The sequence below is a fragment of the Chelatococcus sp. KU-N122 genome, assembly GCF_055391085.1.
Genome location: NZ_AP043981.1, coordinates 5,864,748 through 5,886,325 on the forward strand (window position 1 = coordinate 5,864,748; position 21,578 = coordinate 5,886,325).

Annotated in this window: 19 protein-coding genes and 2 pseudogenes; 14 read left to right on the forward strand and 7 right to left on the reverse strand. The window is 68.0% G+C overall.

The window, feature by feature from the left end:
• The first annotated feature begins 45 nt into the window (after positions 1-45).
• The 7 genes and pseudogenes from ACZ5PO_RS26400 to recJ all read left to right on the forward strand — a co-directional run bounded on the left by ACZ5PO_RS26400 (position 46) and on the right by recJ (position 10,858).
• Positions 46-1,262, forward strand: a pseudogene (locus ACZ5PO_RS26400) (LL-diaminopimelate aminotransferase).
• A 356-nt stretch (positions 1,263-1,618) separates the two neighbouring features.
• Positions 1,619-1,843, forward strand: a complete 225-nt coding sequence (locus tag ACZ5PO_RS26405; RefSeq protein ID WP_464185029.1) for a hypothetical protein — start codon at positions 1,619-1,621, stop codon at positions 1,841-1,843.
• Between the two features lie 111 nt (positions 1,844-1,954).
• The gene (locus tag ACZ5PO_RS26410; protein WP_464185031.1) at positions 1,955-3,277 is read left to right on the forward strand and encodes a homoserine dehydrogenase; all 1,323 of its coding nucleotides are present in this window, start codon (positions 1,955-1,957) and stop codon (positions 3,275-3,277) included.
• Between the two features lie 222 nt (positions 3,278-3,499).
• On the forward strand, positions 3,500-4,495 hold the full coding sequence (gene glpX / locus ACZ5PO_RS26415; protein WP_464185032.1) for a class II fructose-bisphosphatase: 996 nt from the start codon (positions 3,500-3,502) through the stop codon (positions 4,493-4,495).
• Between the two features lie 78 nt (positions 4,496-4,573).
• The gene (locus tag ACZ5PO_RS26420) at positions 4,574-5,023 is read left to right on the forward strand and encodes an N-acetyltransferase family protein (protein WP_464185033.1); all 450 of its coding nucleotides are present in this window, start codon (positions 4,574-4,576) and stop codon (positions 5,021-5,023) included.
• A gap of 517 nt (positions 5,024-5,540) precedes the next feature.
• Positions 5,541-8,729 carry an autotransporter family protein gene (locus ACZ5PO_RS26425; protein ID WP_464185034.1) on the forward strand — a complete coding sequence of 1,063 codons (3,189 nt, stop codon included), beginning with the start codon at positions 5,541-5,543 and terminating at the stop codon, positions 8,727-8,729.
• A gap of 215 nt (positions 8,730-8,944) precedes the next feature.
• A complete protein-coding gene (gene recJ / locus ACZ5PO_RS26430) occupies positions 8,945-10,858 on the forward strand; it encodes a single-stranded-DNA-specific exonuclease RecJ (RefSeq protein ID WP_464185035.1) in 1,914 nt (637 codons plus the stop codon).
• A 30-nt stretch (positions 10,859-10,888) separates the two neighbouring features.
• Here recJ and ACZ5PO_RS26435 read toward each other — a convergent pair whose 3' ends face one another.
• Positions 10,889-11,692 (reverse strand): enoyl-CoA hydratase, encoded by an 804-nt coding sequence (locus tag ACZ5PO_RS26435; RefSeq protein WP_464185036.1) that lies wholly within the window; start codon positions 11,690-11,692, stop codon positions 10,889-10,891.
• A gap of 112 nt (positions 11,693-11,804) precedes the next feature.
• On the opposite strand from ACZ5PO_RS26435, the gene cysE reads away from it, so the two are divergent.
• Both cysE and ACZ5PO_RS26445 read left to right on the forward strand, forming a co-directional pair.
• Entirely contained in the window at positions 11,805-12,653 is an 849-nt protein-coding gene (gene cysE / locus ACZ5PO_RS26440; protein WP_464185037.1) for a serine O-acetyltransferase, read from the forward strand.
• A gap of 160 nt (positions 12,654-12,813) precedes the next feature.
• The gene (locus ACZ5PO_RS26445) at positions 12,814-13,029 is read left to right on the forward strand and encodes a DUF3126 family protein (RefSeq protein ID WP_188610219.1); all 216 of its coding nucleotides are present in this window, start codon (positions 12,814-12,816) and stop codon (positions 13,027-13,029) included.
• Positions 13,030-13,107: 78 nt separating this feature from the next.
• Here the strand turns inward: ACZ5PO_RS26445 and ACZ5PO_RS26450 are convergent, their stop codons facing one another.
• On the reverse strand, positions 13,108-13,266 hold the full coding sequence (locus ACZ5PO_RS26450; protein ID WP_464185039.1) for a hypothetical protein: 159 nt from the start codon (positions 13,264-13,266) through the stop codon (positions 13,108-13,110).
• A 224-nt stretch (positions 13,267-13,490) separates the two neighbouring features.
• Here ACZ5PO_RS26450 and ACZ5PO_RS26455 point away from each other — a divergent pair, with 224 nt between their 5' ends.
• On the forward strand, positions 13,491-14,024 hold the full coding sequence (locus ACZ5PO_RS26455; protein ID WP_464185040.1) for a gamma carbonic anhydrase family protein: 534 nt from the start codon (positions 13,491-13,493) through the stop codon (positions 14,022-14,024).
• A 127-nt stretch (positions 14,025-14,151) separates the two neighbouring features.
• Here ACZ5PO_RS26455 and ACZ5PO_RS26460 read toward each other — a convergent pair whose 3' ends face one another.
• Positions 14,152-14,784 (reverse strand): transglutaminase-like cysteine peptidase, encoded by a 633-nt coding sequence (locus ACZ5PO_RS26460; protein ID WP_464185042.1) that lies wholly within the window; start codon positions 14,782-14,784, stop codon positions 14,152-14,154.
• A 267-nt stretch (positions 14,785-15,051) separates the two neighbouring features.
• Here ACZ5PO_RS26460 and ACZ5PO_RS26465 point away from each other — a divergent pair, with 267 nt between their 5' ends.
• Together ACZ5PO_RS26465 and ACZ5PO_RS26470 are read left to right on the forward strand one after the other, a co-directional pair.
• Positions 15,052-15,906 carry a rhomboid family intramembrane serine protease gene (locus ACZ5PO_RS26465; protein ID WP_464185044.1) on the forward strand — a complete coding sequence of 285 codons (855 nt, stop codon included), beginning with the start codon at positions 15,052-15,054 and terminating at the stop codon, positions 15,904-15,906.
• Between the two features lie 335 nt (positions 15,907-16,241).
• Complete coding sequence (locus tag ACZ5PO_RS26470) at positions 16,242-16,676, forward strand: CBS domain-containing protein (protein ID WP_464185045.1); 435 nt, start codon at positions 16,242-16,244, stop codon at positions 16,674-16,676.
• A gap of 185 nt (positions 16,677-16,861) precedes the next feature.
• On the opposite strand, the gene ACZ5PO_RS26475 is transcribed toward ACZ5PO_RS26470, so the two are convergent.
• The 3 genes from ACZ5PO_RS26475 to folE form a co-directional block, all read right to left on the reverse strand.
• On the reverse strand, positions 16,862-17,905 hold the full coding sequence (locus ACZ5PO_RS26475; protein ID WP_464185046.1) for a patatin-like phospholipase family protein: 1,044 nt from the start codon (positions 17,903-17,905) through the stop codon (positions 16,862-16,864).
• Between the two features lie 178 nt (positions 17,906-18,083).
• Positions 18,084-18,506 (reverse strand): phosphoribosyl-AMP cyclohydrolase, encoded by a 423-nt coding sequence (gene hisI, locus ACZ5PO_RS26480; RefSeq protein WP_464185047.1) that lies wholly within the window; start codon positions 18,504-18,506, stop codon positions 18,084-18,086.
• 231 nt (positions 18,507-18,737) lie between these two features.
• Positions 18,738-19,391, reverse strand: coding sequence for a GTP cyclohydrolase I FolE (folE, locus tag ACZ5PO_RS26485; protein WP_464185050.1), 654 nt, complete (start codon positions 19,389-19,391; stop codon positions 18,738-18,740).
• Positions 19,392-19,637: 246 nt separating this feature from the next.
• Between folE and ACZ5PO_RS26490 the strand changes: the two genes are divergently transcribed.
• Positions 19,638-20,090: an iron-sulfur cluster assembly scaffold protein gene (locus ACZ5PO_RS26490; RefSeq protein WP_464185051.1), complete on the forward strand. Its 453-nt coding sequence runs from the start codon at positions 19,638-19,640 to the stop codon at positions 20,088-20,090.
• A 71-nt stretch (positions 20,091-20,161) separates the two neighbouring features.
• Here the strand turns inward: ACZ5PO_RS26490 and ACZ5PO_RS26495 are convergent, their stop codons facing one another.
• A complete protein-coding gene (locus ACZ5PO_RS26495) occupies positions 20,162-21,016 on the reverse strand; it encodes a MipA/OmpV family protein (RefSeq protein WP_464185052.1) in 855 nt (284 codons plus the stop codon).
• Between the two features lie 186 nt (positions 21,017-21,202).
• On the opposite strand from ACZ5PO_RS26495, the pseudogene yidD reads away from it, so the two are divergent.
• A pseudogene (yidD, locus tag ACZ5PO_RS26500) lies at positions 21,203-21,496 on the forward strand (membrane protein insertion efficiency factor YidD); the annotation flags it as partial.
• Between the last annotated feature and the right edge of the window lie 82 nt (positions 21,497-21,578).

Sequence of the window (21,578 nt, forward strand, 5' to 3'; positions counted from 1 at the left end):
TCGACTGTGAGCGATCGATCGGCGCGAGATCAAGGACCTGGAACCATGACCGACTTTCATCGCATCAAGCGTCTTCCGCCCTACGTTTTCGAGCAGGTCAATCGGTTCAAGGCCGCCGCCCGCGCCAATGGCGCCGATATCATCGATCTCGGCATGGGCAATCCGGATCTGCCCACCCCGCGCCATGTCATCGACAAGCTGGTCGAGACCGCCGGGCGCCCACGCACCGACCGCTATTCCGCGTCCAAGGGGATCAACGGGCTGCGCCGGGCCCAGGCCGCGTACTACGAGCGCCGCTTCGGCGTCGGCCTCAACCCCGACACCCAGGTCGTGGTGACGCTGGGGTCCAAGGAAGGCTTCGCCAACATGGCCCAGGCGATCACCGCGCCGGGCGACGTCGTGCTGGTGCCCAATCCCAGCTATCCGATCCACGCCTTCGGCTTCCTGATGGCGGGCGGAGCCATCCGCTCGGTGCCGGCGGAGCCGACGCCGGCCTTCTTTCCGGCGCTGGAGCGTGCGGTCCAGCACTCGATCCCCAAGCCGCTGGCGGTGGTCGTCTGCTATCCGTCGAATCCGACCGCGTATGTCGCCTCGCTCGATTTCTACAAGGACCTGGTCGCCTTCGCCAAGAAGCACGAGCTGATCGTGCTGTCCGATCTCGCCTATTCGGAGGTCTATTTCGACGGCAACCCGCCGCCGTCGGTGCTGCAGGTGCCCGGCGCCGTGGACGTCACCGTGGAGTTTACCTCCATGTCGAAGACGTTCTCCATGGCCGGCTGGCGCATCGGCTTCGCGGTCGGCAACGAACGGCTGCTGGCGGCGTTGGCGCGGGTGAAGTCCTATCTGGACTATGGCGCCTACACGCCGATCCAGGTCGCCGCCGCCGCGGCGCTGAACGGGCCGGACGACTGCATCAAGGAGATGCGCGACACCTATCGCAAGCGCCGCGACGCGCTGGTCGATTCGTTCGCGCGGGCCGGCTGGCCCCTGCCGTCTCCGACCGCGTCGATGTTCGCCTGGGTGCCGATCCCGGACCGCTTCAAGGGCTGGGCAGCCTGGAGTTCTCGAAGCTGCTCGTCGAGAATGCCGACGTGGCGGTGGCGCCGGGCATCGGCTTCGGCGAGTTCGGCGACGACTACGTGCGCATCGCGTTGGTCGAGAACGAGCAGCGCATCCGTCAGGCGGCGCGCAACATCCGCCGCTTCTTCGAAAGCGCCGACAGCAAGCTCCACAACGTGGTGCCGCTGGCGCGCGCCGGCTGACGGAGGTCGCCGACCGTTGCCTTTCGGCAACGGTCGATCCTCGCCCGACGCAGTGCAGCAAAATCGCCGCAAATAGGGCGCTCGAGCCGCAGTCGGGCCATGCCGCCGCCCCGATCCATCTGTTCTGTGGCGCTGGGACAACGGTGTCTCGGCGCGTTCGATAATTCCCATGGGCGGGTCGACTTAGCTCGGCCGTTGGGGGATCGGACAGCGATGGGATCGCCCCCGATTCTCACTCGATTAACTTCGGTGTGCTTTAGTCGGGTCAAAGGGGAGCTATGTGCGGGCCGGCACCGAGAGAGAGCCAAGAATGACGTCTCTTTTAGGCTGGAACCCGCACTCGCAGAGGACAGACAATGGACGCTCAGGTTCGTACGATCGTCGCCTTGACCGGTGAACGCCTCGTGGTGTTGCCGGAAGAGGACTATCGCGCCCTTCTCAACGCGGCCCATCCGGCCGCCGCGGCAGCGCCTGCCGAGCGGGGCGGGCGCGAGGCGGTGCGCCAGGTTGTGGCTCCCAAAGCGGTCGGTCCCGTCAGCCGCGTCCGCTGTTCGCTCGAAGACGTCCTGCTGCGCGGCTGAGCCGGCGGTGTCGCCGTCGGCCGCGTGGCTGCCGGCCGAGCGTCACCTGCGCCGCCCCGCGGCGGGCACGGCGATTGACAGGGTGTTCGGACGCGTGCCATCCGCACGATCATGAACGCTCCCTTCAGGATAGGCGTGGCAGGGCTCGGCACCGTCGGTGCTTCTCTGCTTCAGTTGCTGCAACGGCGCCGGCAGTCGCTGGCCGAGCGCTGCGGCCGCGAGATCCAGGTTACGGCCGTTTCGGCACGGGACCGCACGCGGCAGCGCGGCGTTGCCCTCGACGATCTTGCCTGGCTGGATGATCCCACTGCCCTGGCCGGACGCGCCGACGTCGACTGCGTGGTCGAGCTGATCGGCGGCAGCGAGGGGGCCGCCCGCGCCACCGTCGAGGCGGCGCTCGCGGCCGGCAAGCACGTCGTCACCGCGAACAAGGCGCTGTTGGCGCACCATGGGGTGGAGCTTGCGGCGGCAGCCGAGGCGCGCGGCGTCGCGCTCGCCTTCGAGGCGTCCGTCGCCGGCGGCATCCCGGTGGTCAAGGCGCTGCGGGAGTCGCTCGCCGGCAATGCGGTCGGGCGGATCCACGGCATCCTCAACGGCACCTGCAACTACATCCTGTCGCGGATGGAAGCCGACGGGCTGGCGTTCGACGTCTGCCTCGCGGACGCCCAGCGCCTGGGCTACGCGGAGGCGGACCCGACGTTCGATATCGAAGGCTTCGATACCGCTCACAAGCTCGCGATCCTGACCAGCCTGGCCTTCGGCACGCGGGTCGATGCCGATGCGGTGCACGTGGAAGGCATCAGCTCGATCACGCCGCTCGACATCCGCATGGCCAACGAGCTCGGCTACCGCATCAAGCTGCTGGGCGTGGCGGAACGCACCCGGGCCGGTATCGAGCAGCGGGTCCACCCGACCATGGTCTCGAAGGCGACAGCGCTGGCCCAGGTCATGGGCGTCACCAACGCGGTGAGCATCGATGCCGACGCGGTGGACGAATTGACCCTGGTCGGGCCCGGGGCCGGCGGTGCTGCGACCGCCTCTTCGGTCGTCGCAGATCTGGTCGACGTGGCCCGCGGCGTCGTCGGTGCGCCCTTCGGCCTGCCGATCCGCGACCTCGCTCCATTGCAGCGTGCGCCGATGCAGCGGCACGAGGGCGGCTATTACGTCCGCGTCGCCGCATTCGACAAGCCAGGTGCGGCCGCCTCCCTGGTCAAGCGCATGGCGGAGGCCGACATCTCGCTGGAATCGATCGTCCAGCACAGGTCCGCCGATGCGGCGGCCCGCGACCCGGGCGGCCGCTCGGGAGCGCCCGTGCCGGTGGTGCTGATCACCTACGCGACCACCGAGGCGGCCCTCCGCGGCGCCCTCGACCTGGTCATCGCCGACGGCTTCGTCGAGGCCACGCCGCAGGTCATCCGCATCGAGCGCGACTGACCGCGTCGCTCACGAAGCCGGGCCCGGTTTGGGGGCTGAGCCGATGCCGGGAGATGGAGCGGCGGCTTCGGTTCCAGCGGGCGGGGCGCGGCTTCGATGTGCGAAGACAGAGCCCAAATCCGCCACACTGACGTTAAATAGGGCGGCGGACACGGCGACCCTCACGCCCGTCCGTGATAACGACGACAACGAGCCGTAGCCACCAGCAGGGACCCGAGCGCCATGACCGAGATCACCGTCGCAGCAGGCCAAGTCATCGAGCGAATCCTGAGCCTGGAACTGGTGCGCGTCACCGAGAGGGCGGCGGTCGCGGCCGCCCGCCTGCGGGGCCGCGGCAACGAGAAGGCGGCTGACCAGGCGGCGGTGGACGCCATGCGGCGCGAGCTCAACCGCTTGCCGATCGACGGCACCGTGGTGATCGGCGAGGGCGAGCGCGACGAGGCGCCGATGCTGTACATCGGCGAGCGCGTCGGCAACCGCAACGGGCCGCTCGTCGACATCGCCGTCGATCCGCTGGAGGGCACGACACTCTGCGCCAAGGACATGCCGGGCTCGATCGCCGTCATGGCCATGGCCGAGGGCGGCACGCTGCTCGCGGCGCCCGACGTCTACATGGAGAAGATCGCGATCGGCCCGGGCTATCCGACCGGCGTGGTGCACCTGGACGCCAAGCCGGAAGACAACATCAACGCGCTGGCCAAGGCCAAGGGCGTTCCCGCCAACGAGATCACCGCGCTGGTGCTCGACCGGCCGCGCCACGCCGACCTGATCGCGGCGATCCGGCGCACGGGTGCGGCGGTGCGGCTGATTTCCGACGGCGACGTCGCCGGCGTCATCTTCACCAGCATGCCGGAGCAGACCGGCATCGACATCTATCTCGGCATCGGCGCCGCGCCCGAGGGCGTGCTCGCCGCCGGGGCGCTGCGTTGCATCGGCGGCCAGATGCAGGGCCGGCTGATCCTCGACACGGAGGAGAAGCGCAAGCGCGCTGCCGCCATGGGCGTGACCGACCCCAACCGGCTCTATGAGACGAAGGACCTGGCGCGCGGCGACGTCATCGTGGCGGCGACGGGCGTGACGGACGGCGCGCTGCTCAAGGGCGTGAAGTTCGGCAAGGAGGTCATCGAGACCGAGACCATCGTCTACCGCTCGGTGACCGGCACGGTCCGTAAGATCAGCGCCGAGCACCGCGACCATTCGAAGTTCCATATGGAATGACGGCAGCAGCGCTGGCCGTCGCGTCATAGGCCGTACAGGCCGTCTTCATATCCGCCTGCGATGCAGGGGAGGGTGCCCATGCCGCCGATCACCGTTCGTGCCCTGAGCTCCGACGATCGGGCGGCCTGGGAGCCGCTGTGGCAGGGCTATCTCGACTTCTACCGGACGAGCCAGACGCCCGAGCTCAAGGAGCTGGTCTGGCAGCGCATCCTCGACGTGGGCGAGCCCATCCACGGGCTCGCCGCCGTGCTCGATGGCCGCATCGTCGGCATCGTCCACTACGTGTTCCATCGAGCCACCTGGAGCGCGACCGACTACTGCTATCTCGAAGACCTGTTCACCAGCCCGGAGGCGCGGGGCAACGGCGTCGGCCGCGCATTGATCGAGGCGGTCTACGAGCAGGCGCGGGCGCACGGCTCGACGCGCGTCTACTGGCTGACCCACGAGACCAATAAGCCGGCTCGCCTTCTCTACGATCAAGTGGCCGAGTTCGCCGGCTTCATTCAGTATCGCAAGACGGTCGGCTGAACCTTCCGTACCGGAAGCCGAGCCCGGCCCGGCCGTGGCGCCGCGGGCACATGCGCGTGACCTTTGCGCCACAGGCGGGCGCCCCCGCGCCGTCGTCATCCGGCCATGAAAATGCCATGGGGCAGCCGAGCGGCTCGCGGCGCTCCTGGTAACGCCAAGCGGCACTGGCGCTCCGCGCGGGCGATGACGATTTTCTGACAGATTGGCTACGCTTCGATGAATACTTGAAGCGTTCGTGACGCCGCCTTCAAGGTTGCGGTGCCGCCAGTCATCATCATAAAGCAATCGAAAGCAAACAGGCCGCCTGGCTCGAGTCTCCGCTGAGGAATCGGGCCCGGGATGCGACTGATGTGCTGGGCGTGATCTGAAGGGATCGCGGCAGTGTCGCCGCGCCCATCTATAGATTCGCGTGTATTCGCGCCGAGAGAAGCTCAACAAAGACGAGCAGAGCCAATCTGAGATCGCGGGCGCGTTCCGCCGAACGAGCTCCAAATCCCCCCGGAAGTGGACCTTAGACATGCGCCATCTGAATTCGGTTTCTGTTGCGGCCCTCGCGACCGCTCTGCTGTGGGCGGGGCCCGGTGCCGCACAGACCGCCAACAACATCGCCGCGACGCAGTTGCTGATGCCGTTCAGCACCTTGCTCAACTCGTCCGCGGGTCAGTCGGCGCTGCAAGGCAATCTGGCGGGAGCGCTGGGGATCAACAACGCGTCGTCTGCTGCGACGCGCTCGCTCGCCATCCATGACAACACCATCGATACCGACCGCGGCACGGTGCTGGCGAACGGCTTCGGCTCGAAGATCCAGAGCCTCTACTTCTCTGCGATCTACGCCAACAACCCGCTCATCGGACCCGCCAACAGCAACGTCGTCCAGGCCTTCCGCCAGGCCAACGGCATCACCCAGGCCGATTCGGGCTTCGCCAAGAATTTCTTCGGCAGCGGCACCAGCAGCGGCTCGCCGAGCTTCACGCCGGTGACCGGCATCGCCTTCCCGGCGGGCGGCCAGGCCAACGTCTACGACAAGGCCTACGCGCCGATTCCCGCCTCGCCGGGCGCCAATCTGTCGGGCGACTCGCGCCCCTACCAGGTGCGCCCCGGCCAGATCGCCACGTTCGCCGGCACCACCTTCGTCTCGCCCGCGCCCGGCGGCAATCCGGCCGGCATCAACGGCGCTGTGACGACCAACACGCAGATCCTCTCCGGCCTCGGCTCCAACGCGGCCTTCCCCAGCGGCCACACGACCTACGGGTTCACGCAGAGCATCATGTTCGCGATGATGGTGCCCGAGCTCTACTCGCAGATGCTGCTGCGGGCCTCCGACTACGGCTACAGCCGCGTCGTGCTGGGCGCCCACTACCCGCTCGACGTCATCGGCGGCCGCATCATTGCCACCTATGACATGGCGCAACTGCTGAACAACAACCCCGCCTACATGAACCAGCAGATCAGCGTGTTCGCGGTCGGCAACGTCACCACGACGTCGAACTACGCCAACCTGTTCGCCGCAGCGACCACCGACTTCCGCGCGCTGATCTCCAGCACCTGCGGCATGAGCGTTTCCGCCTGCGTCGCGCAGTCGAGCCCCTACGGCTACGCCCAGTACCAGCGTGACCTGGCCACCTACAATTTCCGCATGACCTACGGCCTGACGCCGACCGGCCCGACCAACCTGGCGCCGGTCGTGCCGGTCGGCGCCGAAGTGCTGCTCTCGACGCGCTTCCCCTACCTCTCGGCCGACCAGCGCCGGGAAGTGCTCGCGACGACCGAGGCGCCGTCGGGTGCTGCGCTCGACAACGGCACGGGCTGGGCCCGCCTCAACCTGTTCGCGGCGTCCGGCGGCTACGGCGCCATCCGCGCCAACACCACCGTCGCCATGGACGCCTCGCTGGGTGGCTTCAACGCGGTCGACACCTGGTACAACGACATCGGTGGCGGAGGCGTACTGACCAAGGCGGGCACGGGCTGGCTGACGCTCGCCGGCAAGAACAGCTTCGGCGGCCTCAACGTCGCCGGCGGCCTGGTCTCCCTCACCAACACCAACACCTTCAGCGGGGCCACCAACGTCGGCGGCGGCCCGATCGCCGCCGCCCTCGAGGTCAACGGCTCGCTGACGTCGCTGGCTGGCGTCAATGTCAACGCAGGCGGCTACCTGGCCGGTATCGGCTCGGTTGGGCCGACCGTCGCCATCCGCGCCGGCGGCACGCTGGCGCCGGGCAACGGCATCGGTACGCTCACGGTGAACGGCAATCTCGCGCTCGCCTCGGGCTCGACCTATCAGGTCGAGACGAGCACTTCGGGCGCAGGCGACAGCGTCCACGTCACCAAGACGGCGTCGCTCGGTGGCAACCTGCAAGTGCTCACCGGCTCGCAGCCGTACAGCGGCTCGACCAACTACACGATCCTGACGGCTGACGGCGGCCGCTTCGGTTCCTTCGACTCGGTTTCGACGGGCCGGCTCTTCGTCAGCCCGACGCTGAGCTACAATCCCAACTGGGTGACGCTGACGCTGACCCGCCTGCCGTTCCAGTCCGTGGCGCTCAGCGCCAACCAGATGCAGGTGGCGGCCGGCGCCGACAGCCTGGGCTACGGCAACCCGCTCTGGAACGCCATCGACGGGCAGGCCACCGCACAGGCGGCCCGCACCGCCTTCGACAGCCTCTCGGGCGAGATCTACGCCTCGGCGAAGTCGGTCGCGGTGGAGCGCAGCGGTGACGTCCGCGACGCCATCAACAGCCGCCTGCGCCAGGATGCTCTGACCGATCCAGCCCTCGCCGGGCTGGCGCCGGTCAACCCGGTGGTGATGGCCGACCCGGCTGCGCGCACCATCGTCCGCAAGGGCTACGACGCGCCAGCGCCGGTGCCCGTGGTCGTGGCGCCGCCCACCTTCGCGTTGTGGGGACAGGCATATGACGCCTTCGGCCACATCGACTCCAACAACAACGCGGCCGGCGTGAAGCAGAACACCGGCGGCTTCATCATCGGCGCCGATGCCGCGGTCGCCGACGGCTGGCGGGCCGGTGTGGCCGGCGGCTACAGCCGCTCGAAGATCGACGTCGACGGCCGGCTGTCCTCGGGCGACCTGGACAACTACACCGCGGCTGTCTACGGCAGCGGCCGCTTCGGCGGTTTCGCGCTGCGTCTCGGCGCCGCCTACACCTGGGGTGATTTCGATGCCAGCCGCATCGTCTCCTTCCCGGGCTTCTCCGACGCCGCCAGGGGCAGCCTGCGGCTTGGCACCACGCAGGCCTTCGCCGAGGCGGGTTACGACATGCGCTACGGCGCCATCGCCATCGAGCCCTTCGCCGGCCTGGCCTTCGTCAACGTCAACGGCGACAGCTTCGCCGAAGCCGGCGGTCCTGCGGCCCTCGCCGGCAGCAGCAAGAGCCAGAGCGTGACGTTCACGACGCTGGGCGCGCGCATCGGCGGCAACTGGCTGATCGGCAACATGGCGCTGACGGCCCGGGCCGGGCTCGGCTGGCGCCACGCCTTCGGCGATGTCACGCCGGACTCGCTGCTCGCCTTCGCCGGCGGCTCGCCCTTCGTGGTGTCCGGCGCGCCGATCGCCCGCGACGCGGCGGTGATCGAGGCGGGGCTCGGCCTCAACATCACGCAGGCGACCATCCTCGAGGTCTCCTACACCGGCCAGCTCGCCCGCCAGGAACAGGACCAGAAGATCAAGGCCAGCCTGAAGATCAACTTCTGATCGCATTCCGCCTCGAACGCCTGCGAGAGCCCCGGGCGAGCCGCCCGGGGCTTTGCCGTTGACCGCATGCGCCATCCCGCTAGAGCATTTCGCCATTGGATGGGATCATCCAATGGCAGAGAAATGCTCATAACGTTTTGAATCTGGAGCGCTTCACGATTGGGTGTTTCCATCCAATCGTGAAGCGCTCCAGCCGCATGCGGTATAAGTGTGGGATGAGCGAATCGGTCGTCGAGTTTGAGCGGGACCCCGGAAGCTGGCGGCTGGCCGTTGCGGAGGGCGAGGGCCGACACGACGGCGCGGAACCGAGCACCGGCAGTGGAAGCCAGTCTGCTCCAGCGTCCGCTGCTCCCTTGCTCGGCGTGACGCGCTCTGCCCTCGGCCGCGCCTGGCGCAGCCGCTGCGATGCCCGGGGCGAGGCCCATGCGCTGGCCATCGCCCAGGCCCATGGCACGCCCGACCTCCTGGCGCGCGTCCTGGCCGGGCGCGGCGTCGTGGCCGCCGACCTGCCGGTCTTTCTCGAGCCGAAGCTGCGTGATCTGTTGCCCGATCCGGCGGTGCTGCAGGACATGGGCGCTGCGTCGGCGCGCCTGGCGGACGCGGTGGTTGCCGGCGAGCACGTCGCCATCTTCGGCGACTACGACGTCGACGGCGCCTGCTCCGCCGCCCTGCTGGCCGGCTATCTCGGCCGCTGCGGCACGCCCTACACCGTCCACATCCCGGACCGCATCACCGAGGGTTACGGCCCCAACGGGGAAGCGATCCGCGCGCTCCGGGCCTCCCGCGCCAGTCTGCTGGTCACGGTCGATTGCGGCACGACCAGCCACGAGCCGTTGGCCGTGGCGCAGGCCGTCGGCTTCGACACCATCGTGCTCGATCACCACCAGGCGCCCGAGGCGCTGCCGCCTGCGGTGGCGGTCGTCAACCCGAACCGGCAGGACGATCTGTCGGGCCTCGGCCACCTGGCTGCGGCGGGAGTCGTGTTCCTGACTCTCGTCGCGCTCAGCCGGGAGCTGCGCCGGCGCGGCTTCTGGTCAAGCCGAGGCGCCGAACCGGACCTGCTGGTCGACCTCGATCTCGTGGCGCTGGCGACGGTCGCCGACGTGGTGCGGCTCGAAGGGCTCAACCGCGCGCTGGTGCGCCAGGGCCTCCAGATCATGCGCCAGCGCCGTCGGCCGGGGCTGACCGCACTGCTCGACGTCGCCGATCTCAAGGGCCCGCCGCTGCCCTGGCACCTGGGGTTTCTGATCGGCCCCCGCATCAATGCGGGCGGCCGCATCGGCGACGCCGGCCTCGGCGCGCGGCTGTTGCTGACGGCGGATGCGGCGGAAGCGGCCCGCATCGCCGCAAGCCTCGACGGGCTCAATCGCGAGCGCCAGGATATCGAGCGGCTCGCGGTGGAGGAGGCGCTGGCCCAGGCGGCGGCGGCGCTCGACCGCGACCCCGATTGCGGTGTGCTCGTTGCGGCTTCGGCCGCCTGGCACCCGGGCATCGTCGGGCTCGTCGCAGCGCGGATGAAGGAGCGGTTCAACCGTCCGGCCTTCGCCTTCGCGCTGAACGCGGATGGGGGCGGCACCGGCTCCGGGCGCTCGGTCATGGGCATCGATCTGGGCCGCGCGGTGCGCCAGGCGGTCGACACAGGTGCCGCGGTGAAGGGCGGCGGCCATCCCATGGCGGCGGGGGTGACGGTCGCCCCCGGCGCCATCGGCGACTTCCGCGCCTTCGTCGGCGCAAGGCTGGCCCACGACGCGGGCTTGGGCAGCGCCGGCGAACTGGCCGTCGACGCCGTGTTGACGGCGGGTGGCGCCCAGTCCGAGCTGGTGGAGCTGCTCGAGCGGGCCGGCCCGTTCGGCTCCGGCAACCCTGAGCCGACCTTCGTCTTCGCCCGCCATCGCCTGGTCGAGGCTGCGGACGTCGGCACGTCGCACGTACGCTTCAAGCTCAAGAGCGGCGACGGCAGCGCCATCGGCGGCGTGGCGTTTCGGGCCGCGGGACAGCCGCTGGGGCAGGCGCTGAAGGCGCACGTCGGCCGCTTCGTGCACGCGGCGGGCAGCCTTACGGTGGACCGGTGGGGCGGCCGCGAGCGCGTCGACCTGCGGCTGCAGGATCTAGCGGCCGCCGACTCGTAGAGTGGGGGCCTTCGATGTCACGGTGCCGCTTTATCGTCCCTTGAAGACAGGGGCGCGCTTGGCCAGGAATGCGGCACGGCCCTCGGCGTAGTCGGCGCTGTCGAAGCAGGCATCGGCGAGCGCCACCAGCTCCTGCTCCGAGGGAGCGCCCGGCAGGCCGGTTGCGGCGGCGATCGACGCCTTGGCCGAGCGCAGCGCCAGTGGCGCATTGGCGGCGATCGTCCGCGCCAGCTCCATGGTTTCCGCCTCCAGCGCTTCGGCCGTGAACAGCCGGTGCAGCATGCCCAGCGCCTTGGCCTCGGTCGCGTCCATGCGCCGCGCCGTGAAGAACAGGTCCTTGGCGCCGGCGGCGCCGAACGAGGCGACGACCATGCGCATGGCGCGGGGCGGGTAGCCGACGCCGAGGCGTCCGGCCGGCACGGCGAACAGCGTATCGTCGGAGGCGACGCGCAGGTCGCAGGCGGCGGCGATGCCGATGCCACCGCCCATGCAGAAGCGGCGGATCATGGCGATCACCGGCATCGGGCAGTTGGCGATGGCCTCGAACGCCGCCTCGTTGGCCTCCTCGTAGGCCCGGCCGCCGGCGGCGCTGGCGCGGACCGTCTCGAACTCGCTGATGTCGGCGCCGGAGGCAAAGGGGCTGTCGCCGGCGCCGCGGATGATCAGCACGTGCACGGCAGGGTCGGCGGCCATGGCGCCGATCACCGCCGGAATGGCTTGCCACATGGACAGGTCGAGGGCGTTGCGCTTATCCATATTATTGATGGCCAACACGCCGACGCCGTCGGCAGCATGGGCCACCAGCTTCGGCGTCGCGCTCTGAAATGTTTTCATGGTCGGATCCGCTGGGGCAGGGTGTTTTTTTCTCGCTCGCTACATAGCTGTGCTAGCAAGTTCGCGGCAATGCGCTATTCCGCGATCTCGTCGGGTAGGCAGGAGGCACACAATGGCACTTGCGTCCGTGCGTCAGAACGGCCTGCTCGAGGCCGAGCTCACGACCATCGATCCGGTCTGGGGCCATATCCGCAACGAGGCGGAGGCTGCCGTTGGACGTGAGCCCGATCTCACCCCGCTGATCCGGTCGACGGTACTCGACCACGACACCCTCGAGCTTGCCATCTCGCATCGGGTCGCCGCGCGGCTGGCCAACGAGCTGGTCGGCCGTGACGCCATCGTACGGGCGTTCCGCAAGGCGCTCGACTCCGACCCGACGATCGCCGAGGCCTTTCGCGCCGATCTGGCCGCGGTGGTGGACCGCGATCCGGCGACCGTGCGCTTCCTGGAGCCGTTGCTCTACTACAAGGGCTTCCACGCCATTCAGACCCACCGCCTGGCCCACTGGCTGTGGGACAAGGGGCGGAAGGATTTCGCCATGCATTTGCAGAGCCGCTCCTCGGAGGTGTTCCAGACGGACATCAATCCGGCGGCGCGCATCGGCAAGGGCATCTTCCTCGATCACGCGACCGGCCTGGTCGTCGGGCAGACCGCGGTGGTCGAGGACAACGTATCGATCCTGCAGGGCGTGACGCTCGGCGGCACCGGCAAGGAGCGTGGCGACCGTCATCCCAAGATCCGCCAGGGCGTACTGCTGGGCGCGGGCGCCAAGGTGCTCGGCAATATCGAAGTGGGGCAATGCGCCCGCATCGCCGCCGGGTCGGTGGTGCTGCATCCGGTGCCGCGCAACGTCACGGTCGCGGGCGTGCCGGCTAAGGTCGTCGGCCCTGCCGGCTGTGCCGAGCCGTCGCGCAGCATGGACCAGATCCTCGCCGATTGGGCGACGGACTTCACCATCTGACCCATCGCCCTTGCGCGGCCGCCGCCATTCGTGGCAAGCGGGAGTCAATGCGCGTTGCGGCTCCGGCGCATCCCGTGCCCCCAATTTATCCGGGCTGGCATGTGCGGCGGCTGTGATCGCGCTCACGATTTCGAATCGGCTTGATCCGAGGAGACGGCAATTGGACAAAAGTGAACTCGCGAAGATCGAACGGCACCTGCGCCGGACCTTTGCCAATCATTCGATCAGGGTCGTCGGACGGCCCCGCAAGTCGGACTCCGCCGAGGTCTACGTGGGCGAGGAGTTCATCGGCGTGCTGTTCGTCGACGACGAGGACGGCGACAATTCCTACAGCTTCCAGATGGCGATCCTGGATACCGATCTCGAGGACGCGTGACGAAGCAGCGGCCCTGCCATGTCCACTGGCAGGGTCGAGCCGCTCCGCTCTCCGCTGACGGTTCCGGCCTTCGGCAGCTCAGGAGAGCGTGATCGTCAGGCCGACGGCAAAGAGCGCGGACGAGAAGAACAACATCAGCAGGAAGCTCGAGACGGAGCCTTCCCGGGTGTCGTTCGGGCGAAGAGCCTCCCTTTCGTACCTTTGATGAGCATACGCTGCGGTTTGGGCGCGTGGCATGTGCACCTCCATGGAGCAGACGGCTGCCTGGAGCGTGATCGCGCGCAGTCGATGCCGTGCGCGACCGCCACGCTCCAGCGTCTCAAGGCCAGCCCGGGCGATTCCGCCGGCCGGCCGACGGTGCAAGTATGCTGCCCGCTATCGTTAACGTCCGGTTAAGCCTGCGCGCAGCTTGACGAAATCGGCCTGCATCGGCCAGGTTCCCGGCCAGCCGGGAGGACTTCATGACCGTTTACACACTCGACAACCGCTCGCCGCAGCTGCCGGAGGAGGGGCTCTACTGGATTGCGCCGGGCGCACACGTGATGGGCAACGTCAGGCTCGGGCTCGAGGCGAGCGTGTGGTTCGGAGCCGTCATCCGCGGCGACAACGATCTGATCGATATCGGCGCCAGGTCCAACATCCAGGATCTCGCCATGCTGCATACGGATCCGGGTGCACCGATGACCATCGGCGAAGACTGCACCATCGGCCATACCGCCATCCTGCACGGCTGCACCATCGGCGCCGGCTCGCTGATCGGCATGGGGGCTACGGTGCTCAACCGCGCCCGCATCGGGACCGGTTCGATCGTCGGTGCCAATTCGCTGGTGCCGGAGGGCAAGGAGTTTCCCGACAACTCCCTGATCCTGGGCGCGCCGGCCCGGGTCGTTCGCACGTTGTCGAGCGAGGAGGTGGCGCGCACGCGCGGATCGGCGGCACACTACGTCGCCAATTGGAAGCGCTTCGTCGCAGGCCTGCGGCCGGTCGCCGGCTAAGGCAGAAGAAGCGCTCCAGCTTCAAAGAGTTTGAGCATTTCTCCGCCATTGGATGATCTCATCCAATGGCGGCATGCTTTGGTCGACGTCGGTGTTCAGAGCGCTGAGCGCCCAGCCGGGCTCGCGATCAGCGCGCCGCCGTCGCGGTGGCCGGCAGCGGCTCGCCGATCGATACCCAGGCGTTGGGGGTCTCGGCCGATTGCCGCTTGATGAAGGTGAAGCCGGTCTTGTCCCAGGACAGGATGCGCGAACGCTTGTTGTCGAGAACCAGCTCACCCCGATCCGTGACCACGGTCAGCACGGCGTGACCTTCGCCCATGTTGTCGCGCACCACCGTCATCAGCAGCGCCTGCCGGGGCAGGCCGGCTTCGATCAGCGTGCGGCGCTTCAGCAAGGCGAAATCCTCACAATCGCCACGACCGTCGTCGGGATAGCTCCAGCGCTCGGCGACGCCCCAGTGCTCCTCGTCGGTCACCGGAGTGATGGCACGGTTGACCCGTGTGTTGACGGCGACGAGCAGGCGCCAGACCACCGGCGTCAGCTTGATCTCGGTCGCCTCCAGCGGCGCCACGTTGCAGTCGGCCGGATATTCCTTGCAGAAGCCGACCCAGCCCATGGGCGCCGTGGTCTTGCCGGTGACGGGCGCGAAGGCCTCGGCCGGATCGGCGGGGAGCGACGCGGTCCGCAAATCCTGCGCAGATGCTGCTCCCGTCGCCAGGATGGCAGCCGCGACGACGATCGACCTGAAGCGATTGTACACCCGACACCCCAGCCGGCGATTAACTCTTTGGTAACGATTTCACGGCCGCTTGCGGCGCACAAGCCTCCCGGGAGGCCAAATATGAATGAATGGTAAATGCGATCCTGCTGCAACATGCAGGGGGCTGGACCTTGGGCCCGGACCGCGAGGCATTTGAGTGCCTTTCGTCCGTCTGGCGGGTGGGGGCAGGTGCGGTGCGGCCGCATGTCGGCGTTCATTCGTCGCAACGCGCTTGCGTCGGCCGCCAGATCGGCCAAGGTGCCTGCCATGAGCGTCCCGATTGTCCAGGCGCCGCGCCTGCGCGAGCCCGTCTTCAATGTGCCGACGATCGTTGCGGCCCTGGTGGGTACCTTCATCGGTATCCACTTCGTTCGGTCGCTGCTGTCGCCGGAACTGGATTTCAGGCTGATCTTCGAATTCTCGTTCGTGCCGGCCAGGTTTGATCTCGGCCTGTCGCCCGAGCAGTTCGCCAGCGCTCTGGCGGCGTCGCTTCGCGATCTGCCGCGCGAGGCAGCGGAGATGCGCGCCGCCCTCGGCCAGCTCGTCTATGCCGATGGCGGGCTCAAGCCATGGACGCTGCTCACCTACGCCCTGCTGCATGCGTCGTGGATGCACGTGCTGCTGAACTCGGCCTGGCTGCTGGCGTTCGGCAGTCCTGTCGCACGCCGGTTCGGCGCGGCGCGCTTCCTCGTCTTCTTCGCGGTCTGCGCGGTGGCCGGGGCGCTTGCCCACTTGATCGGGCACGACATGGACGTGACGCCGATGGTTGGCGCGTCGGGGGCCATTTCCGGTTGCATGGCCGCGGCCGCCCGCTTCATCTTCCAGCCGGGCGTCATGCTCTTCGGAACGGCGCGGGATAGCGTGCACCGGGCGCGAGCCGAGCCGCTGCTCGCCCTCCTGAGGGACCGGCGCGCGCTGCTGTTCGTGCTGTCCTGGTTCGGCATCAATCTGCTGTTCGGCATCGCCGCGGCGCCGCTGGGCATCACCGATTCCGCTATCGCCTGGCAGGCGCATATCGGCGGCTTCGTTGCCGGGCTGCTGCTGTTTCCGTTGTTCGACCCGGTGCCCCGCGACGAGGCGCCCGAGGCGTTGTCCGGCCGGATCGAAACACCAGACCGGTGAGGCTGCGCCCGGGCGCCCGGGCCTCTCGCGTCGATTGCATCGCCTCGTCAGATCGCGACGGGCGCACGCGGTCGGCGGCGATCCGGCCGGCGAATTCCGGTGTGATACGAACGGCTGATGGAATTGGCCCGGTCTGAAACTTCGAACTATTCCAAATAATTAAGGCCGAGAAGCGCTCGCCCGCGCACGTTTCGTGCCGTTGCGGCCCGGGCCGGCGCTTGCCTTATTGTCGCAGGTTGCCACATTTAATCGAGCGCGGAGATCAAGATCCGTCCCCAGGCGGTCGTGCCGCGTCCCGGAGCAGGTCGTGTCCGGGCTATCAGGGAGACATTGCCATGACCACCGTTGCCCGCATCCTGGCTCAGAAGGGCAGAGATGTGACCACGATCGGCCCGGATTACACGCTGCAGGAGGCCGCCAGGCTGCTCACCGACCGGCACATCGGATCTGTCGTCGTCATCGATCCGGAGGGCTCCATCGCCGGTATCCTGTCAGAGCGTGACATCGTGCGGTCCGTGGGCCGCGCGGGGCCGCAGGCGCTCGAGGATCGCGTGTCCGGCCATATGACCAGGGATGTGGTGACCTGCACCATGTCCTCGCCGATCCATTTTCTGATGGAAACCATGACGACCGGCAAGTTCCGGCATCTGCCGGTGATCGAGAACGGCCGGCTTGCGGGCATCGTCTCGATCGGCGACGTCGTCAAGCACCGGCTGGCGGAGATCGAGTCGGAGCACCAGGCCCTGCGCGAGTACATCGCTACCGCGTGAGCATCGCCTCCCGCCCTGGGGCGGGAGCTCGTGCTCGCGGCGGCGCTTTGCGATTGGGTGGAACCACCCAATCGCGAGAAAGCGCTCCAGATTCAAAAAGTTATGAGCATTTCGCCATTGGATGATCTCATCCAATGGCGAAATGCTCTAGAGCGCTTGGAGCACGTCGACCCGGTCGGATGACGTCATCTGGTCGGGAATTGCTCGAGGGCCGCGGTGGCGTCCTGGAGCTGCTCCTTGAGCTCCGGCAACGCACGATGTGCTGCCTCGGCTCCCAGTTCGATGCCCTCGACAGCGCGATGGAAGTCGAAGAGGCCGATGCGGCTGAGCTTGGGCGAGATCATCACATCGGGAGGGTCGCCGGCGAGGCGCGAGCGGGCAATGCGGTCCTGAGTGATGTTGAACGCGTCCATCATCACCGTGCCGATGCCGGGCGCGCCGTCCGGCCGGCGGCCGAAGCGGCCGATACGCCGGGCGGCCTGGAACGCGCCGAGCAGGCGCCGGCCGTCCGAGCCTTCCGGTGTCAGCGCGGCCAGCTCCTCTTCGTCCGGCCCATGGGACGGGATGGTGGTGCCCCGCATCGAGCGCAGGTCGCCGGAAAGATTGATGCAAATGACGAACTCGGCGCCGAGCGCCCGCGCCACGGTAATCGGGATGGGGTTGACCAGGGCACCGTCCATCAGCCACCGGCCGCCGAGCTTCACCGGATTGAAAATACCGGGCAGGGCGTAGGAGGCGCGGACCGCATCCGCCACAGGTCCGCGCGTCAGCCAGACCTCATGCCCGGTACCGAGCTCGGTCGCCACCGCGGCGAAGCGAACCGGCAGTTGTTCAATGCGTGTGCGGCCGAGGTGCTTGTCGAGCAGCAGCCGCAGCCGGTCGCCGCTGATCAGGCCGGAGCCGCCGATGTGGAAATCCATCAGCCCGACCATGCGCCGCTTGTTCAGGTTGCGGGCGAAGTCCTCCAAGGTGTCGAGCGTGCCGGTGGCGTAGCAGCCGGCGACGACGGCGCCGATGGAGGTGCCGACCATGATGTCGGGGACGTAGCCCTCGGCTGCCAGAACGCGCAGCGCGCCGAGGTGCGCCCAGCCGCGAGCCGCGCCGCCGCCCAGAGCCAGGCCGAGCAGCGGCCGCTTGCGCCCAGCCGCCGGCTCCGGTGGTAGCGCCGGCGGCTCGGCCTCGCCGAAGGCGCCGAACCCGAAGCTCCTGAAATTGAGACCATCGAACATGAGCTCACATCCGAATCGCCACTGCGACACGCCCGATCAAGGCACGTATGCATGCGGTTCATGACGAACGCATGCTGTGCTATGCAGCATGTTGTGCCGTGCAAACGTGACCTTACGAGGGCTTGGCCATGCGCTGCAACATCCAACACCGTCGACTGAGCTTTGTTGCGAGCTTGACCTATTCTGTGAAGATCAATTCGACGTCGGCAGCGGCGTTTGCAGCCGGCACGGCGCGATAGAAGCACGACCGCCGGCCCGTATGGCAGCAGCCGCCGTCGCCGCCGACGCGAACGCGCAACCAGACGGCGTCCTGATCGCAATCGATGCGCATCTCGACCACCGTCAGGATCTGGCCCGAGGTATCACCTTTGTGCCAGAGCGTGCGGCGGGAGCGCGACCAGAACCAACCTTCGCCGGTCTCGATGGTCTTGGCCAAGGCTTCCGAGTTCATGTGCGCAACCATCAGCACATCGCCGCTGGCCGCATCCGTCACGACGCAGGTGATCAGGCCGTTGGCATCGAAGGCCGGCGTCAGGCGCGCGCCCTCCTCGACCTCGTGGTGAGGGCCGGGCGGCGCAAACACGTCGGCAGTCTCGTTCATCGTAGGGCCTGGCGGCAAAAGCGCTTCGCGATTGGGGGGCTCGCCCAATGGCAAGAGAAGCGCCCCAGATTCAAAAGGTTATGAGTATTGCCGATCGGATGTGATCGTCCGATCGGCAATGCTCCGTGGTCTTGAAGCCGGAGCGCTTCTTTCCGGCGGACCGGAGCAGGGCGCTCCGGCGCAGGACGGGGCAACGTGCCTCGCAGGATGATCCGGTTCGGGAGGCTAGGCTCAGCGGTAGTCGCGCACCAGCGTCATGAAGCGGGCCTGTTCGCCCGGATCGGTCTTGAACACGCCGCTGAACTGCGTCGTGATCGTCGAGGCACCGTGCTTCTGCACGCCGCGCATGGACATGCACATGTGCTCGGCTTCCAGCATCACGGCGGCGCCGCGCGGCTTCAGGCCGTTCTCGATGGTCTCCAGGATCTGCGCCGTCAATGTCTCCTGCGTCTGCAGGCGCCGGGCGTAGCTGTCCACGACGCGCGCCAGCTTCGACAGCCCGACGACGCCGCCATCCGGGTAATAGGCGATGTGCGCCTTGCCCACGAACGGCACCATGTGGTGCTCACAGTGGGAGTAGAACTCGATGTTGCGGACCAGGACGATGTCGTTGTAGCCGCTGACGTCCTCGAACACGCGTTCCAGTTGCTCCTCGGGAGCCTCGCCGTAGCCGCGGTAGAGTTCCTCAAACGCCTTGACCACTCGCCGCGGCGTGTCGACCAGGCCTTCGCGTCCCGGATCGTCGCCGCACCATTCGATCAAGGTGCGTACCGCCGCCTCGGCTTCCTCGCGCGAGGGCTTGGTGATCAGGGACTTCGTCGTGCTCTTCTTGTCGGCGTTGGCCGGGGCCAACCGCGCGGACAAGGACTTAACCACAGCATCCATGTGGGGCCTCCCGCCGTCGATCATCGTGTATCTTCATCCTCGGGGCAAGCAAGCGACGGGCACACACCCGGCGGCTTGCGCGACCCGCCGGCTCCGGTGAGGAAACTTTCGAGAGCCTCATGCCCGACCTATATATGAGCCGTCTCCGCTCGTCCCAAGGCCGGCGCAGATTTGATGCGGGTCATAGCAGCTATGACGGCGCACGTCCGGCAGTCGCGCCGGGGATCGCCGCAACAGGTCGCCTCCATGCTGAACGACGTCTACAACAAGCGAATTCTCGAGCTGGCAGCCAACATCCCGCGCATCGGGCGGCTCCAGGCGGCCCAGGCCACGGCGACGAAGCATTCCAAGCTGTGTGGCTCGAAGGTCACGGTCGACGTCGTCATGGAGCACGGGCGCGTCGCTGATTTCGCCCATGAGGTGAAGGCCTGCGCCCTCGGCCAGGCGTCGAGCTCGCTCATGGCCCGGCACGTGATCGGCGCCAGCGGCGACGAATTGCGCGCCGTGCGCAAGGCCATGCTGGCGATGCTGAAGGAGAATGGGCCGCCGCCTGATGGCCGGTGGGCGGACCTCACCGTGCTCGAGCCGGTCCGTGACTACAAGGCGCGGCACGCCTCGACCATGCTCACCTTCGACGCCGTCGTGGACGCGGTCGAACAAATCGAAACGGCGCAAGGCACCGCCGTGGCGGCGGGCTGAAAGCACTTTCTACCCGATCAGGTGAACTCATCTGATCGGGGACGCCCGGTGATCGGGAATGCTCTGCGCCGTTACCAGAGCGCCTTCATGTGGAAGGAATAGGCGGCGCTGACGCCGGCGCTGAACTGGTCGCGCGAGCCGATGTTGCGCACGATCGGGCTGTCGGCGGCGGACGAGACGAGACGGCTGTAACCGCCGAAGACGGTCGTCGTCCACGCGTCGGACCAGGTGTAGGACGCGGAGGCCACGGCGCCGACCGAGGTCACGCCGGCGGAGCCCTTGTAGGGCGTCACGAAGCTGTTGAGGATTGCATCCTCGGGCCGCACGCCGAACGTATCCTGGACGTAGCTCTTGCTGCCCCACTCCATGCGCGGGCCGACAGCGAAGGTGAAGCGGTCGTAAGGGAGCACGAAGTCCAGGCCGACCGTTCCGACCAGGCCGTGAACGTTGCCGACGGCATAGCGGCCTTCGAAGCGCGCCCGCAGGAATTCGGTGGGCCAGATATCGACGAAGAAGCCGGGCTGGACCGACCAGCCGGCGTCGTGGATGCCGAACAGCTTGCGCTGGGACCCGGAGTAGCGCCCGCCTTCATAGCCGGCGACCACGCCGGCCCGCAGCCAGGAGGTGTCGTAGAGGGCGAAGCTGGCGCTGTCGTCCGGGGAGGTGAAGCGCCGGGGCTCGCCCGGCCGACGGTAGCTGATGGACGGGTAGCCGAAGACGCTGTAGCGGTCCGACCCGGTCCAGCTCGGCCCGACCCCGATCGTGCCCTTGAGCGTCACGATCCACTCGTCGGCGCCGACTGGCGTCGAATCGAACACAATGGCGGAACGGTCGGCGGCATCGGCGGCGGCAGCAGGAGACGCAGCGGCAATTGCCGGGAGCGCGGCGGAGGCGAGAAGAGCTGCGAGTGAGCTTTTGCTGGACACGGGATCTTTCGCGCGTTGGAAATACGGCACTATTAGCTCTGGATACGCCACAAAGGGTTAACAGCTCAACCCATCGGCGCATATTGGCAGTGGTCGCGCGGCAGAGCGCGGCTGACTGTGGCAGAAACGCTCCATTGCGAGGTCTGGGACATGAGCGTCTCCTTTCGGGCCGTTGACCCGGAGCGAATCGGCCTGGCGGCGCGGGGCGCACGCTACCTGATTCAGGGCTATCAGCTGACCTTGTCGGCCTTTCTCGGCCGCCAATGCCGCTATCTGCCGACATGCTCGTGCTACACGGATGAGGCGATCGCAAGGCACGGGTTGTGGGCCGGCGGCTGGATGGGCGTTGCGCGGATCTGCCGCTGCCATCCCTGGGGATCGAGCGGCCTCGATTTCGTGCCGGCTACGCTTCCGGTCGCCGCTGCCTGGTGGCGGCCGTGGTCCTACGGCCGCTGGCGCGGCACCAACGAGTTCGCGCCCGCCCTCGAATCGGCATCCGGCGAAACGTCGACTGGCCAAACATCGATCGACCAAGCCGGCGCCGAGGCCGAGCCGGAGGGGC